The organism is Segetibacter sp., from assembly GCF_025963695.1.
Taxonomy (GTDB): domain Bacteria; phylum Bacteroidota; class Bacteroidia; order Chitinophagales; family Chitinophagaceae; genus Segetibacter.
Genome location: NZ_JAOQAH010000029.1, coordinates 13,883 through 28,881 on the forward strand (window position 1 = coordinate 13,883; position 14,999 = coordinate 28,881).

A 14,999-nucleotide genomic window follows, 5' to 3' on the forward strand; every position below is an offset into this window, starting at 1 on the left:
GTCCTACTACCTATTTTTTTGCAATCCGATTTACTGTAAATACCTTTTTGAAGGCGCCAAATGCAACCGTTTTGGTATCGTTTTTAAACTTGTATTTAATACGCTTTAAAAATATCCAGTCATCTATTTCTACCAACTTACTTGTCAAATCCATAAACTGCTCGTAATAAATGGGTCTATCAGTTGTAGGAGTTAATGGGCCCCATACAGATTTTACCGCTTCAATAATACAAGTGCGATCGTCAGGCTTTGATGAATAGGCAGCAAAAAGTGTAAAAATTATTAATAGTAAAACGATAATCTTTTTCATCAAGGCTGTTTGAACAAATATCAAACATTATGAGTGTAGCTGAATTTAAAATCTCTGATTTTTGTTTTTCACCTCAGGGAAAATAATTTTAGAAAGTTTGATGTTTATTCGGACACGTATCTTAACCCGACAATAGAAGCTACTAAAGTTGTAATAAAGAATAAGCGCCAGAAGTCTGCAGGTTCTTTAAAAAAGATAATGCCGACAATCACAGTTCCTACTGCACCAATTCCTGTCCAAACAGCATAGGCAGTTCCGATGGGAAGCGTTTGAGTCGCTTTGTATAATAAGAACATACTAATAGAAAGGCTTACAAAAAAACCGGCCATCCATAGGGTTGCTGTAGTTCCGGTAGTCTCTTTAGCCTTGCCGAGGCAGCTTGCAAATGCGGTTTCAAAAAGCCCCCCGAGAATTAATAATATCCAATGCATTAAAACAATTTGTTTGAATTTGTATTATACGAATGATTTTTGACGTAAAATTAAAATAAGTTGCTGAAGTGTTTATTCCTCAAAAAGATAAACAAAGATTTGGCGTACAAGTGAGTGACACAACGATGTTGAGAAGAGTTAAAAAAGTTGGCTTAAGAAATATTAAAAAACTTATTTCAGAAAAAAACTACTTTTTACCCGGCACTTTCTGGGTTGTCTTTACCTCGGTAGCATCGGTTTTTTGAATTGATTGGCCGCCGTTTTCTACTTCTACTAATTTAGTTGTAACAGCGTAGTGATTTGGATGTATTTCGGACCCATACTTTATAGCATAAGCCTTTGTAAACTCGGCTCCAAAATACAAGATGATCGACGAATAGTAAATCCAAAGCAATAAAATAACCATAGAGCCAGCGGTACCATATGTAGTTCCTATGTCGCTTTTGCTGATATAAAAGGATATGGCAAACTTGCCCAGCATAAATAACAAGGAAGTGGCAATAGCGCCGGCGATAACATCCTTCCATTTAATTTTAGCATCGGGTAAAACCTTGAATATGACTCCAAAAATTAAGGTAGTGACTGCAAGCGTGATAGCCACGTTTACAATATAAAATACCACTACTGTAACATCAGGAAAATACGCTCTTAACCTTTCGCTAAAACCGTCGATGATAGCAGTAACCCCTAGTGATACCAGTAACAAAAACCCAAGGCTAACAATTACAGAAAATGAAAGAAAACGGTTTTGTAACATTTTTAGCCACCCTCTTTTTGGTTTGGGCTTTAGCCCCCAAATACCATTAATTGAATCCTGAATTTCTGCAAACACTGTAGTAGCTCCAACAAGAAGTGTAATAGCCCCGATAATAGCAGCTATCTTACTTTTACCGGCAAGGGAAGCATTTTTGATGATTTCCTGTAACTGCCCGGCGGTGTCGGCGCCAACAAAGCCGGTGAGCGTATTGTAGATCTTTCCTTCAACAGCTTCGCGCCCCAGAAAAAGTCCGCATAAAGAGATGATGACTACCAGCAACGGCCCCATTGAGAAAATGGTATAGTATGCTAACGAACCGCTTAGTTTAGTTACCTTATCGTCACCAAAGCCGGTAAATGCATTTTTTAATACTTCAAACAATCCTTTAGCAGTGATTTTTTTCCTCATAATCGTTCTTTGCAGCATTACTGCAAAAAAGCTACCATACAAATATTAAAATAATTAATTTAAAATAGCAGTTGCTTTGAGGAAGAATAGTGGCAAAAAACCTGTAAGTAATGTAAGAAATCTGTTGGTTTGTAAAGCTATCGCTAGTAGAACTCTTTTTCAATATCCTTTTTAATTTCATCTGAACAATGCTCAATGAACTTTCGGGCAATGACATCCATCTCCGAAAAATCAATTGGTTTTGTAAGAAAGCCGGCATTATATTTTGCGGCAAATTCTTTATCGCGCTTTTGAGAAGAAGTGGTAAATAATATAGAAGGAATTTCCTCGAAACGCTTCATCTGCCTGATTTCTACCAGCGCTTCTTTGCCATCCATTCTTGGCATGTTGATGTCGAGTATGATGAGGCAAGGGGCAGGATCGTCTGAGGAAAGATTTTTTAAAAACGATAAAGCTTCAAATCCATCTTCAACTGTTACTAACTCAACATTTCTGGAATATTCAGAAAAGGCCTCTCGTACCAGTTGAATATCATCTGTATCATCATCCGCATACAAAACAATGTTCTTAGCTGACGTTTGAGTTGTCATTTTTTTAAAGTTTAGGGGCAAACAAAAATATAAAAACAATTCCGTTGTTTATTATATAACAGAAAAAACAAATAAGAATTCTTTGACATTGCATTACGTACTTGACCTTATCAATTTCCTGTTAACCCCCCAGGGGTTAGTACTTCCGGCAGCAAGAAGGCATCGCCCACTTCAACCCTAACTGTTATTATAACAGCAAATGCCACTTATTTTTAAAAAATATTAGTAGCAGCTTAATCATCCTTCTAAAATTCCTTTATGGAAATGGGTTCGGAAATAGCAGGTACGGGAATACTGAAACTAAAAATCGGTGAATGATGAATAGTAAAATAAATAAAAACTGGCCTGATAAAATTTAGTTTTCTACAGGTATTTGTATACTTTTCTAACTCGACCCAAAATCAACCCTTACTTCTTAACCAATTCTTTCTATGCTCGTAATTATCAGCGATCTTCATTTAACTGATGGAAGCTCAGGTGAAATAATCAGTGACTCGGCGTTTAGGTTATTTAAAAACAGGATAAGTGATATGGCATACGATGCCTCGTGGAGATGCGATAAAGACAACAGGGAATATTATAAACCAATAGAGCAGTTAGACATTATTTTATTAGGAGATATTCTTGATATGATAAGATCAGAGCAATGGAACGAAGCTTTAGATACATTAATGCCATGGACGAAAGAGAGGCAGGATGATTTTTTTGAAAATGTTGAAAAAATAGGATCTGCTGTTCTTGATTTCAATGCTGCTTCTTTTAGTATCCTAAAAGGTCTTTCAGAAGGTGATTTATTAATTCCAAAGGAAATGGCGAGTGCGAGCGAAGACGAAAAAGCTATAAAAAAAATAAAGTATAAGGCAACCGATGAAAAGGTCTCTATAAGGGTGAATATCTATTACATGATCGGCAATCATGACTGGTTTTTTTATATTAAAGACGATCGTATAAACAGCATACGAAACAAAGTAATAGATGCACTTGGCCTGGCTAATGAAAAAAACAAGCCTTTTCCATATGCTTACAACGATAGTAAAGCAGTACAGGAAATACAGGAAGCCCACAGGGTATTTGCCGAGCACGGTGACCGTTTTGATAAAAGCAATTACCAGCCGCCACATCGTGATGCATCTTCAGTAGGGGATGTAGTTGTTATTAAGATGCTAAATGAAATCCCAAAAAAAATAGAAGAATACATTAGAAAAAGTCCTAAAAGTGCCGGCACTGAGAAAGAAATAACAATCTTTATAAAACAACTGCGGGAAATAGACAACCTAAGACCATACAGTCTTGCACCGGCATGGATAACACAGGTATTAAAAGAAACAAAACTTGATAGCGACGTAGTTAATAAAGCGATAAGTGAAGCCCTGGAGTCGGTAATAGAGGGTTTTTGTCATAACGAAATAATATCAGAAAATTATTGGTTAAGTTTAAAAATGAAACTGGCAGGAATGGTTGCTGATCTCTTCAGCATCGAATCTCTAGGTAATGTAATCGGTCATTTGGGTTTCAGCAGAGACCAGTTTGAGTCTTATAAGCAACATGCAATAGAGATTTCGAAAGATGAAGAAAAAGATTTTTTTGTAATGGGTCATACCCATTATGCTGAAGTTGTTCCTATGAACTCTTATATGGACAATAATAAAGAAAAAAGAAGTAAAATTTATTTGAATACGGGCACGTGGAGATCGGTTCACTTTCAGGGGCAGGCTGACAAAGACAGCTTTGTTAGCTACAAAACGATGTCTATAGCAGGATTTTTTTTACCAGACGAACGTAAAGGGAGAGCTTTCGAATTCTGGACCGGTTATTTAGCCCTATAGTATTATTCTAATAAACGATTATAACATCATCGCGGGAACATGGTCAGGAATGATCAACGTTCCTTTTGTTTTAGCAACTATCTCATCCACAGACACCCCCGGTGCTCTTTCACGTAGCACAAAACCTTCGGTCGTAACATCTACAACAGCCAGGTCAGTAACTATCTTTTTCACGCAACGTACTCCGGTGAGGGGAAGCGTGCAAGCAGGCAACAATTTGCTTTCACCTTTAGGGTTGGTATGTTGCATGGCAACAATTATATTTTTTGCACTTGCTACCAGGTCCATCGCTCCCCCCATGCCCTTAACCATCTTACCTGGAATTTTCCAATTAGCAATGTCTCCTGTTTCACTTACTTCCATAGCACCCAAAACAGTTAGATCCATCTTGCCTGCCCTTATCATTCCAAAGCTCTCTGCGCTGTCAAAAAAAGCGCCTCCGGGTATAACAGTCACCGTCTCCTTTCCTGCGTTTATAAGATCTGCATCAATTTCGTCTTCAATGGGGTAAGGTCCCATGCCCAAAATTCCATTTTCACTTTGAAATATTACCGTCATGCCTGCTGGTATATAATTGCTTACCAAAGTTGGAATGCCTATTCCCAAGTTCACATACATTCCATCCTGCAACTCTTGGGCTATCCGTCGGGCAATACCAAATTTATCTAAACTCACGTGTACTTATTTAGTGTTTAAAAAGCCGTGCTTGTCGAGCAGGTTTTTATGCTGCGCATCTAACTCGGCGGCCATAACAGGATTAACTGTAGCAATTTTTTCTACGTCCTGCTTAACTAACCCGGCTATGCGGCCAATCCCTTCAGCATGTAAACCGCTTTCTATATAGGCATTTTCATCTCCTGTTTCTTTGTCGCTTTCTATATCTTCTGCATCATCCAGCAACAGTAATGCGCTAATGATTGCGAACCATTGTTCTGCTATCCTTTCGAATAAAGAAGGCGAAAAATCCAGGGCACTTAAAGAAAATAAAAAAACATCCCCTCTGTGCAAAGATTTAAAAGGCGTTGCTAGCCTATTGAAAATGTTATCTTTTTTACCTTCAAAATATTCGCTGACACTATTTAACCACAGGGCGTTTACAGAAACCTCTTTTACCAACTCTTCACATTTTCTAATTGCCTCTTCTGCAGAAATCTTTTTTATTTCCTCTAGTGCGCTTACATGGCCAATGCCCTCCATTGTACTTATAAATTCTTCCGAAAGTAACTTTCCCTTATCAAGCCCTAACTTATACAATAAGTCAACAATAAGTGGAATAAACAAATAACCCGGTGCCGGCCTTAAATATAACAGCTTCTCATGCCAGTACAAGTTGTTTGCAGGTGGTTCTCTATCTACAAAAAAACGTGCTATTGTATCATCAACTCCATACTTCGTGACCAAATACTTTGTAGAAATAAACATTGTCTTTACTGTTGATTGTTAAAACGAACTGTTCTTCGCTCTATTCGTTTTTCATAATTCTTACCTTCAAAAATTCGATGCACATATATTCCTGCAACGTGTATTTCGTCTGGGTCCAGTTCTCCCGGAGCAACCAGGTGTTCCACTTCAGCAATGGTTATACTTCCAGCCTTTGCCATAGATGTAGAAAAATTACGGGTAGTTTTACGAAAGACGAGGTTGCCTAAAGTGTCCCCTTTCCACGCTTTTACCATTGCAAAGTCTGCATGTAAAGCATGCTCCATCAAATACATCTTTCCATTAAACTCGCGGCTCTCTTTACCTTCAGCTACTTCAGTACCATAACCAGCGGGTGTAAAAAAAGCAGGTATTCCCATTGCTGCCATTTGTATGCGCGTTGCCAGCGTGCCTTGTGGAATCAATTCCACCTCTAGCTCGCCACTTAAAAGTTGCCTTTCAAATTCCGCATTCTCTCCAACATAGCTGCTCATCATTTTTTTAATCTGCCTTGTCTGCAACAACATTCCGAGGCCGAAGTTATCAATACCGGCGTTATTCGAAATGCATTTCAGCTGTCTTACATTTTTAGTTACCAGTGCGTTTATGCAATTTTCGGGTATCCCGCACAAGCCAAATCCGCCTACCATTATTGTACTTTCATCGCCAACATCTTCAATTGCATCATCAGCATTTTTAAATACTTTATTCATAAATACAATTTATACTGCAGAGTAGTAGCGTGAAGAATTCGTTTTGATTTCAAACAATAATTTTCAATTTAGCTGCGGTTGCGTCGCACCCTTGTACGTTTCCTCTTACTTGAGCTTTAGCCTTGTTTGCTAAAAACACGAACAACTAAAAAAGGCGAAAATCCTATTTTCCTATTTAATTGCTTTCTCTGGTTTAACTCTTTCTTCTATTTTCTTGCGATCCACTTCTGCGTACAACGAATCAAATAACCCCTTTTGAAGATCCGGATGCTGTTGATAGTACTTATAGCTTGAATAAAACTCCTTTCTGGAAGTCTTGTTTACTTTAAACACCTGCTCATACAAAGTACTTCGTTTCTTTTTGACGTCAACTGTAGAGTCTTTGACAACAAAACTATTTACGAATTCGTCAATACGAATGAGATCATACACGATCTTCTGCATTTTTTCGGGCCGAAGTATCTCTTTAGGTACAGGGCTTGATGTACAACCAAAAAAAATAATCAAAAAAGAGATGATCGTAATCTTTCTCATTTTAATTCCTGTTGGTATTTCGATGCGTTTGCTACATCCAGCTTTTGTAAAGCCTCTATTGCCCTTAATTTATCCTGCGGCGAAGCCTTTTTAAATATTTGAATAAGTTCCTGTGATTTGCCAATCATGAAGAATTGCACGATCATCGAATTCGGATTATCCTGGTTAATGCTTTGCAGTTGCGCTAAAGAATTAAGAATTTTAGTTCTTCCCTCCACCTGGTTTTCATACATAAAATCCAAGCCGTGCCTGTAGTAATTATAAATTACATCATGAACCAGGTTGAACCGTGTATTTAATAAATTCTCGGCCAACCAGTACCTGTTCCGTGAGCCGTCGAAGGCCTTCCAGCCACTAATATTTCTATTCTCAGGGGCATTATTAACTATGTTCTGTGCTTTCTGAAAATATACATCGCCTCCCTTCGGTCCAAAAGAGTCATGATCCAATCCAAGAATAATATTAACGTAATAAGCGAAAGTGGCAGTCAGGTTACTTGCCAATGCATCAGATCCTTGCACGCGGCTTTCATTAAATTCTACCGGCTGATACTCTACATATCTAAAGGTAACATCTGCATCTTGAAAATTGATAAGGGCGGTAGAATATGAAGAGTTATAAACAGGCCGTGCCGCTTGTATTGTCAAACTAGCCTTATAAACGTTTGTCTCAACTACACTTTCAATATTTAACAAAAAACTACATTCAATTCTCTCTTGCGGCTGCACAATATCCGACGTCCATTTACGGTTATTGATAAAATTTGTAAGCTGCGATTGAAGAGTCTGAAATACTTTTTTATCTACTGTATTAGGTACACGGCTGGCTACCACTGTTACTTTTGCCTGCAATTCCTGCCCATCGCTTACCAGGTGCAAGACAGCTATAAACAGCAGCAATAAAAGACTATTCTTTTTCATTCAGCTTTTTAATAATTAAATCTACAATATCAATTGCCACCAACTTTTTGCTTTTGGCTTCAAACTCAAAAACATGTCCTGCTTTATCAAACATGGTTACTTTGTTAGTATCTTTTCCAAACCCCGCAGATGCATCTCTCAAGCTATTTAATACTATTAAATCTGCATTTTTAAATAACAGCTTCTTCTTAGCATTCTCGTGTTCGTTTTCTGTTTCCAAGGCAAACCCCACAAGAAACTGGTTATCATTTTTTAAAGCCCCTAGCGATTTTAAAATATCTTTTGTCTTAATCAATTCAAGGTGAAGCTCGTCCTCTTTTTTCTTAATTTTTTCTTTCGCAACTAACTTAGGTGTGTAATCTGCTACTGCAGCAGCCATTACAGTAATATCAGTTGATGGAAATAACGCCTCAACAAACCCATTCATTTCATTTGCTGAAGTAATCCTTGTAATCTCTATACCCTTATAACAAACATCAATACTAACAGGGCCACAAACCATATGAACATCTGCTCCTCTTTCATAAAAAGCCTCCGCTATAGCTACCCCCATTTTCCCACTCGAATAGTTTCCAATGAACCTCACCGGATCAATCGCCTCATAAGTCGGGCCCGCCGTTATCAAAACTTTTTTGCCTCTTAAATCATTACTTCTAAAATACTTTTCACTCAGATAGGTAACAATATTCTCCGGTTCTGCCATCCTTCCCTCACCATATAACCCACTTGCCAACTCACCTTTTCCAACAGAAATAACCGAGTGACCAAATCCCTCCAATGTTTTAATATTTCTAGTAGTAGCAGGATGACGCCACATATCCTCGTCCATTGCCGGGGCTACTACTACCGGGCAAGTGGCAGAGAGATAAGTGGCAAGCAACAAATTATCACAAATTCCGTTAGCCATCTTTGCCAAACTATTACAACTTAAGGGAGCAATCAACATGACATCTGCCCACCTTCCTAACATTACATGATTTGACCAGGTATCTTCATCAGCTATTTCATATAGTACCTTGTTTCTACTTAAAGTAGTTAGTGTAAGAGATGAAACAAACTCTTTTGCCGCAGGCGTCATCACCACTCTTACTTCAGCGCCGGCTATAACCAACAAACGAACAATAAATACAGATTTATAGGCAGCAATACTGCCTGTTATTCCTAAAAGTATTTTTTTGCTGTTGAGCATTTATTAGTTTTAATAAAAAACGACAGTTTAATAACTGCCGTTTTTTATTAAGGTTCGATGAATATTATTAGCTGAAAAGATCTGAGTCATTCTTGCGATAATAGATTTTATTATCCATAAACTCGTGTGTTGCAAGAATGGCAGGGTTTGGCATTTTCTCGTACGCTCTTGAAATCTCAATCTGCTCTTTATTCTCGTGCACTTCCTCCAAACTATCTGTATGAGTGGCAAATTCTTCAAGTTTATTATGCAACTCTTCTTTTAAAGCTATGTTTATTTGATTGGCTCTTTTAGAAATTATAGCAATAGACTCATATAAATTACCTGTTCTACCTTTAATATCAACCAGACTTTTCGTTTCAACAACGCTCGCTGTATTTGTACTAAGCTGCCTTCTTAGTTTGCTCATTTTTTAAATTTATATTATTTAAAGATTGTGTTTTATAAAAATCAACCGTTTTTGCAAGTTTACTTTCAGGAAACCTGTCTATGAAATCGGTGCATTCAGAAACTACTTTATCATACCTCTCTGACTGCCTTTCTTCTATACTGTTATTAGCATAAAGGTAATACGATTTAATTACCATTAATTTATATTCATCACCTTTACCAGTATCAGGGTAATTATCTATCAAAGCACTAAAAGCTATCGCCGCAGCTTTATAAAATCCAAGGTTATAATAAAGCTCAGCACTTTTAAAATCTTTTACTTCCAGTTTCGCCCTCGCCTCGTCTATTATAGACGTAGCTTCAGCTACGCGGGCAGAAAGAGGATGAGTGTTAATAAAGGCCTGCATTTGTCCCATAGCTTTAGTAGTGTTTGTTTGGTCTAATTCAGCTTTAGGAGATTGTTTGTGATAGCAAAAAGCACGCATAAAATCTGCCTCTTCAGCCTTTGTACTGTTTGGAAAAGTCTCGACAAATGTTTTGAACAAATTCTCGGAGGTAACATAGTCTTTCAAATAGTACGCTGAGTAAGCATATTTATAGTAAAGGTCTTCGAAGCGTGCGGTACCCTTAAAAACAGGAAAAAGATCTTCAAATAGAAGTTGCGCGTTATTGTACTTTTTTTGAGCATAATAGTTTTCAGCCATCTTCAACTTATACTCATTATCTGTGCTCTTAAGAGTCTTTGAGAGCTTATTGGAACACGAAGAAAAAATGATGATAAGAAATAGTACGTAAGCGTATTTAGCCATAAATAGATAATAATAAATCGAAAACAGGCAAATTAGACAAGGAAAGATTTAAAGCAATAAAAGCTCTAGTTAATAATTCTATAATAAAAAAACACTCTACAGAGTGTTTTTTTATTATAGTTACTAATTTATTCTTCTACTTAATTTTCTGAAGATTTGGATGAGGTGCAGGAACTGCATTAGGACCTTCTTCAGTTGTTCCCATAAGGTCTACTGTATTTGGATCACCTTCTGTTCCGTATTCAAAAATAATTCTGGTATTAGATATTCCCTGCCTGTCAACCAGGTAACGGATTATTGCACTTACCCTATCCCAGCTTAACTGTTGGGCAGCTTTACTTGAAGCTCCATGACCCGAAACCCTAACCTTACAGGTTGGATTAGCTTTTAATTGATTAGCTACATTACTAAGGATGGATTGTGCTTCGCGCGATAGTTTAACGCCACTTCCATTAAATTGAACACTAGGTAGATCTGTGATCCTACAATCGTTTGGACCACCTGTTTTTACGAGATCTCTAAGTTCTTTACAGCACTCAGGCTCGGGACAATTACCGATGCCATCTTCGTCCACCGGGAAACAGTTTTGAAGAGTAAGCAGCTCCTTATCCCTATAATCAGGCACCCCGTCGCCGTCAGTATCTTTAGAGACGCCATGTGTATCCACCGGTGCACCCGGAGGTGTATTAGGCTCTAAGTCAAATTGATCGGTAACTCCGTCACCATCGGCATCATCCAATCTCACTTTTGGAAGCTTCATATGTTTTGGGTTGTTCAACTCACTATACGCAAACTCCAAAGGATTCATCCACCACAGTGGCGGGATACGTCTTTTCGAATTCCCCAGGTTTTGATTAACACTAAGTGATAAAAAACCTATGTTATCCCATTCGGAAGTAAAAACAGGATTTACCAAATCTCCACTCTGACGAAACCAACCGTCAACATAGTCGTCCCTGGTCATAATACGTTTGTATTCTAAGCCTAAAGACGTCTTTTTAGCAATTCTATACTCTGCACCAAAACCCGCGCTAAAAGAATGCCGAAGATTATAATTCCCGAATGTAGGCCTTCTGTCATTTGTCAATGCAACAGTCTCGTAACTACCGTCTAGCATATTTCTTAACTGATCCCTGATTTCGGTTCTAGGTGCAGAAATACTAACTGTCTGAAAAGGATATGGAGATCCGTTTGCATCAACTACATCCATTTTTGTCTCATACGCAAAAGCAGTATAACCAGCTAACAAGTATGTGTTCCAGCGACTCTGCCGGTTATGAAACATTATGTTGTTCAAAGAAACCAAAGCCTCTAATGAAGGGACGATTGCTGTTGTGTGATAATTGTGAATATACCCACCGGTTTGTGTAAGATAATTTTGCTGAAGAAAAGGATGGTTGTTGAAATTCCTGTTCCGCTGATAATCAAGCCCTTGCATATTATAATAACCAAGTGAAGCCTTTATTGAAACAACATAACCCATCGCCTTTCTAATAGAAATACCTCCCCCCCATGCATAACTACTTAACCCCGAACCTGCACCTTTGAAGGCCATAGGACCGTCACCATCAACATACGGCAATCCTACAAAAACACCTAATTGCCACATGTCACGTGGTTTAGCTGGAAAACTGCTGTTATTGTTTAAAAAGTCAGATTGTTGGGCCTGGTTTCGTGGGGCTATGTAGGAGGTATCTAAGTAGTTGTGGGTTCCGCCAAGTTGCGAAAAACCAATAGCCGTTATCAATAAAAAACCAGTTAATAATGTAGATATTTTTCTCATAGAGTTAAAAATGGTTGCTGTATTAATTTTTTCAGGACTATAACCTACTGACTGAGAGAACAAAGAAACTGAAAAAGTTGCAATAACGTTAAAGATTATTAGAATTTGACAAAAAAATGCCCTTCGTAAACGAAGGGCATTTCTAAATATTGTGCGCGATGAGAATTATCTGCCTTTCAAGTTTGGATGAGGAGCAGGAACTGTGTTTGGTCCTGTCTCTTTAGTACCCATTAGATCAACAGTATTTAGATCACCTTCTTCTCCATAGGAGAAGATAAATCTGTCTTCACTAATACCTTGTCTTTCTACTAAATATCTAATAACACTATTTACTCTATCCCAACTTAATTGCTGCGCACGTTTGTCACTTGCTCCATGTCCTATCACTCTAACTCTACAATCTGGAGTTGCTTTAATTTGTGCAGCCGCACTTGCTAATAATGTCATTGCATCTTTGCTAAGTGTTGCTCTTCCTGCTCTGAACTGAATACTTGGCAAATTACCAATATTACAAGCAGCTCCTACAAGACCGCTATCAATTCTTGCTCTTAATTCTGTGCAACAAGCTGGTTCAGGACAATTACCTACACCATCAGCATCAACAGGGAAACATTTCTGAGCAGTAAGAAGCTCTTTGTCTTTGTAATCCGGAACACCGTCTGCATCCGTATCTTTTGCTACTCCACGTGCATCAACCGGAGCACCTGCTGGAGTGTTAGGCTCCATATCAAATTGGTCAGTCACACCATCGCCATCAGCATCAGGAAGAACAGGCGTTGGCAATTTCATGTGTTGAGGGCGGTTAATTTCGTTATAAACAAAATTATTTGCATTTGACCACCATAAAGGTTGTACTCTTCTTGCAGTACTACCAAGATTTAGATTCAATCTAGCACTGGTAAAACTGTACATATCAAAATTTCTGCTATTGGGGGCTTCATAACCATCTAAGAAATCATAGTTTACAAAAGTAAACCTCTGCTCCAATCCTATATTTACTTTAGGGCTCAACTTAAACGCTATTCCGGCACCTGCACTTCCACCTGGAAGTAATGCCCAACCTTTTCTTCCAGCCACTTCACTTCCTCCAAACGTTCTGAAGATACCTGTTTGATTGCTTGCAAAACCTCTACCATAGAAAGTTCCGTAAGCCCCGTCAATCTGGGTATTAGCAGTACCTCTAGTGAACACCTTAGTAGCTATCAGGTCAAGTCCACCTAATACATATACATTAGTCTTTGGATTCCCACGATAGTGGCTATTAGGATTTAATGATGCGATTACATCCACTGCTGCAGAATGTTTCCAGTTTTGAAACGCACGAACCGCAGGTTGTGTTTGACTTTGAGGAAAATTTGGATACCCTTGAGCATACCCGCCAAAATAACCGAATCGGAATGAAAACGTATGAGAAACAGCCTTTCTTAAAGTTATTGCTCCACCTACATTCATTTTAGGTCTTATATCACCAACCACCATATTGTTACCACCTGCAAAACCTAGTTCCCACATGCTTCTTGGTTTAGCTGGATAAGGATACTGGTTATTCAAAAACTCACTCTGCTGAGGGAGGCTCTTTGTAGGAATTTTGGAAGAGTCTCTCCAATCGTACCCTGCATCGTTTTGCTGTCCAAAGGCTGCAGAGGAAAATAGGCTGATTAAGCCTAGCATTAAAATGTACTTGTTACTTGCCATAGAAGTGTTTTATATTTTTTGTAATAGGATATATTGTTAAGATTCCCGGCAAAAATATGCTTTGAGAATGAATAAACAAATAATTACGATTTCTTTTTAAATTATAAAAAAATTATACCAGTCTTAAAATGAATTCATTAGACGCCATTTATAAAGGAATATTCAGGTTCTCCTGTAGAAGATTTTTCCCATTGGTTAAACAATTACTTTCAGGTTTACTGTTAATAGGAATACAATTAACTTGCGGGCAACTATTGAAATGGAATTAGCTGCAAAAATAATATCTGGGGAGTTAAGAGAGTTTGAACTTCATTTTAAACGGGCCGTTAAGAGCAATGTATCATTACTCGACAAGATCATGCAGTTTATCGTAAAAAGAAAGGGTAAACAACTAAGGCCAATGTTTGTTCTATTAAGCGCAAAATTGGGAGGGGAGATAAATGATAAGTCATATAGAGCAGCTTCATTAGTAGAGTTACTTCATACCGCTACTTTAGTACACGATGATGTGGTAGATGAGTCATTAGAAAGAAGAGGTTTCTTTTCTATCAATGCGTTATGGAAAAACAAAATAGCAGTAATAGTAGGCGACTACCTGCTATCCAAAGGACTTCTACTATCTCTTGACAACGGCGATTTTCAAATGTTGCAAATATTGTCAAACGCCATTAAATTGATGAGTGAAGGAGAGCTTTTACAGCTGGAAAAAGCGCGTAATCTGAATTTAAAAGAAGACGTCTACTTTGAAATAATTAAGAACAAAACAGCATCTTTACTTGCCTCTTCATGTGCTGCCGGAGCTTCCACAACTTTCACTGATGCAGCAGCAATTGAAAAAATGAGAACTTTTGGAGAAAAGGTGGGAATTGCGTTTCAGATAAAAGACGATTTATTCGATTATGGAAATGAAAAGATTGGAAAACCTACGGGCAATGATATAAAAGAAAAAAAACTTACCCTGCCATTAATATACACCCTTAACAACACCAGCTCTTCTATAAGAAGAAAATTAATTTATATAGTTAAAAACGAAAATACAAATAAGGACAAGGTAAAGTTTGTAATTGACGAAGTTCAAAAAGCAGGTGGGATTGAATATGCTAAAGAAAAAATGTTCAATTATAGGGATGAAGCATTGGCAGTTTTGTATAGTTTTCCTGATAATGAGGTAAGGAAAGGATTAGAAGAATTGGTAAGATATACAACGGATCGAAACTATTAGCAA

Annotated in this window: 16 protein-coding genes; 2 read left to right on the plus strand and 14 right to left on the minus strand. The window is 37.8% G+C overall.

The genetic code is table 11. The annotated features are described in order from the left end of the window. Positions 1-10: 10 nt before the first annotated feature. The 4 genes from JWR87_RS04115 to JWR87_RS04130 form a co-directional block, all read right to left on the minus strand. Positions 11-310 carry a hypothetical protein gene (locus tag JWR87_RS04115; RefSeq protein ID WP_297815927.1) on the minus strand — a complete coding sequence of 100 codons (300 nt, stop codon included), beginning with the start codon at positions 308-310 and terminating at the stop codon, positions 11-13. A 104-nt stretch (positions 311-414) separates the two neighbouring features. Continuing rightward, positions 415-741: a multidrug efflux SMR transporter gene (locus JWR87_RS04120; protein WP_297815929.1), complete on the minus strand. Its 327-nt coding sequence runs from the start codon at positions 739-741 to the stop codon at positions 415-417. Positions 742-928: 187 nt separating this feature from the next. Beyond that, entirely contained in the window at positions 929-1,906 is a 978-nt protein-coding gene (locus tag JWR87_RS04125; RefSeq protein ID WP_297815932.1) for a YihY/virulence factor BrkB family protein, read from the minus strand. A 143-nt stretch (positions 1,907-2,049) separates the two neighbouring features. Continuing rightward, positions 2,050-2,496: a response regulator gene (locus JWR87_RS04130; RefSeq protein ID WP_297815936.1), complete on the minus strand. Its 447-nt coding sequence runs from the start codon at positions 2,494-2,496 to the stop codon at positions 2,050-2,052. A 431-nt stretch (positions 2,497-2,927) separates the two neighbouring features. On the opposite strand from JWR87_RS04130, the gene JWR87_RS04135 reads away from it, so the two are divergent. Beyond that, positions 2,928-4,322: a hypothetical protein gene (locus tag JWR87_RS04135; RefSeq protein ID WP_297815938.1), complete on the plus strand. Its 1,395-nt coding sequence runs from the start codon at positions 2,928-2,930 to the stop codon at positions 4,320-4,322. A gap of 18 nt (positions 4,323-4,340) precedes the next feature. On the opposite strand, the gene JWR87_RS04140 is transcribed toward JWR87_RS04135, so the two are convergent. The 10 genes from JWR87_RS04140 to JWR87_RS04185 all read right to left on the minus strand — a co-directional run bounded on the left by JWR87_RS04140 (position 4,341) and on the right by JWR87_RS04185 (position 13,774). Further along, the gene (locus JWR87_RS04140) at positions 4,341-4,997 is read right to left on the minus strand and encodes a CoA transferase subunit B (RefSeq protein WP_297815943.1); all 657 of its coding nucleotides are present in this window, start codon (positions 4,995-4,997) and stop codon (positions 4,341-4,343) included. 6 nt (positions 4,998-5,003) lie between these two features. Further along, positions 5,004-5,744, minus strand: a complete 741-nt coding sequence (locus tag JWR87_RS04145) for a hypothetical protein (RefSeq protein WP_297815946.1) — start codon at positions 5,742-5,744, stop codon at positions 5,004-5,006. 5 nt (positions 5,745-5,749) lie between these two features. Beyond that, complete coding sequence (locus JWR87_RS04150) at positions 5,750-6,454, minus strand: CoA transferase subunit A (protein ID WP_297815948.1); 705 nt, start codon at positions 6,452-6,454, stop codon at positions 5,750-5,752. Positions 6,455-6,625: 171 nt separating this feature from the next. Continuing rightward, positions 6,626-6,988, minus strand: a complete 363-nt coding sequence (locus JWR87_RS04155; protein WP_297815950.1) for a DUF4296 domain-containing protein — start codon at positions 6,986-6,988, stop codon at positions 6,626-6,628. Then, positions 6,985-7,908 carry a DUF4835 family protein gene (locus tag JWR87_RS04160; RefSeq protein ID WP_297815951.1) on the minus strand — a complete coding sequence of 308 codons (924 nt, stop codon included), beginning with the start codon at positions 7,906-7,908 and terminating at the stop codon, positions 6,985-6,987. Before JWR87_RS04160 ends, JWR87_RS04155 begins: the two co-directional genes overlap by 4 nt. Next, complete coding sequence (coaBC, locus tag JWR87_RS04165) at positions 7,895-9,097, minus strand: bifunctional phosphopantothenoylcysteine decarboxylase/phosphopantothenate--cysteine ligase CoaBC (RefSeq protein ID WP_297815953.1); 1,203 nt, start codon at positions 9,095-9,097, stop codon at positions 7,895-7,897. The genes JWR87_RS04160 and coaBC overlap by 14 nt, the downstream gene beginning before the upstream one ends. 67 nt (positions 9,098-9,164) lie before the next feature. Beyond that, positions 9,165-9,506 carry a DNA-directed RNA polymerase subunit omega gene (locus tag JWR87_RS04170; protein ID WP_297815954.1) on the minus strand — a complete coding sequence of 114 codons (342 nt, stop codon included), beginning with the start codon at positions 9,504-9,506 and terminating at the stop codon, positions 9,165-9,167. After that, complete coding sequence (bamD, locus tag JWR87_RS04175) at positions 9,481-10,296, minus strand: outer membrane protein assembly factor BamD (protein ID WP_297815956.1); 816 nt, start codon at positions 10,294-10,296, stop codon at positions 9,481-9,483. Before bamD ends, JWR87_RS04170 begins: the two co-directional genes overlap by 26 nt. Positions 10,297-10,432: 136 nt before the next feature. Then, on the minus strand, positions 10,433-12,079 hold the full coding sequence (locus tag JWR87_RS04180; protein WP_297815959.1) for an OmpA family protein: 1,647 nt from the start codon (positions 12,077-12,079) through the stop codon (positions 10,433-10,435). Between the two features lie 165 nt (positions 12,080-12,244). Beyond that, positions 12,245-13,774, minus strand: a complete 1,530-nt coding sequence (locus JWR87_RS04185) for an OmpA family protein (RefSeq protein ID WP_297815961.1) — start codon at positions 13,772-13,774, stop codon at positions 12,245-12,247. Positions 13,775-14,033: 259 nt separating this feature from the next. Here JWR87_RS04185 and JWR87_RS04190 point away from each other — a divergent pair, with 259 nt between their 5' ends. Continuing rightward, positions 14,034-14,996: a polyprenyl synthetase family protein gene (locus JWR87_RS04190; protein ID WP_297815963.1), complete on the plus strand. Its 963-nt coding sequence runs from the start codon at positions 14,034-14,036 to the stop codon at positions 14,994-14,996. Positions 14,997-14,999 lie beyond the last annotated feature (3 nt).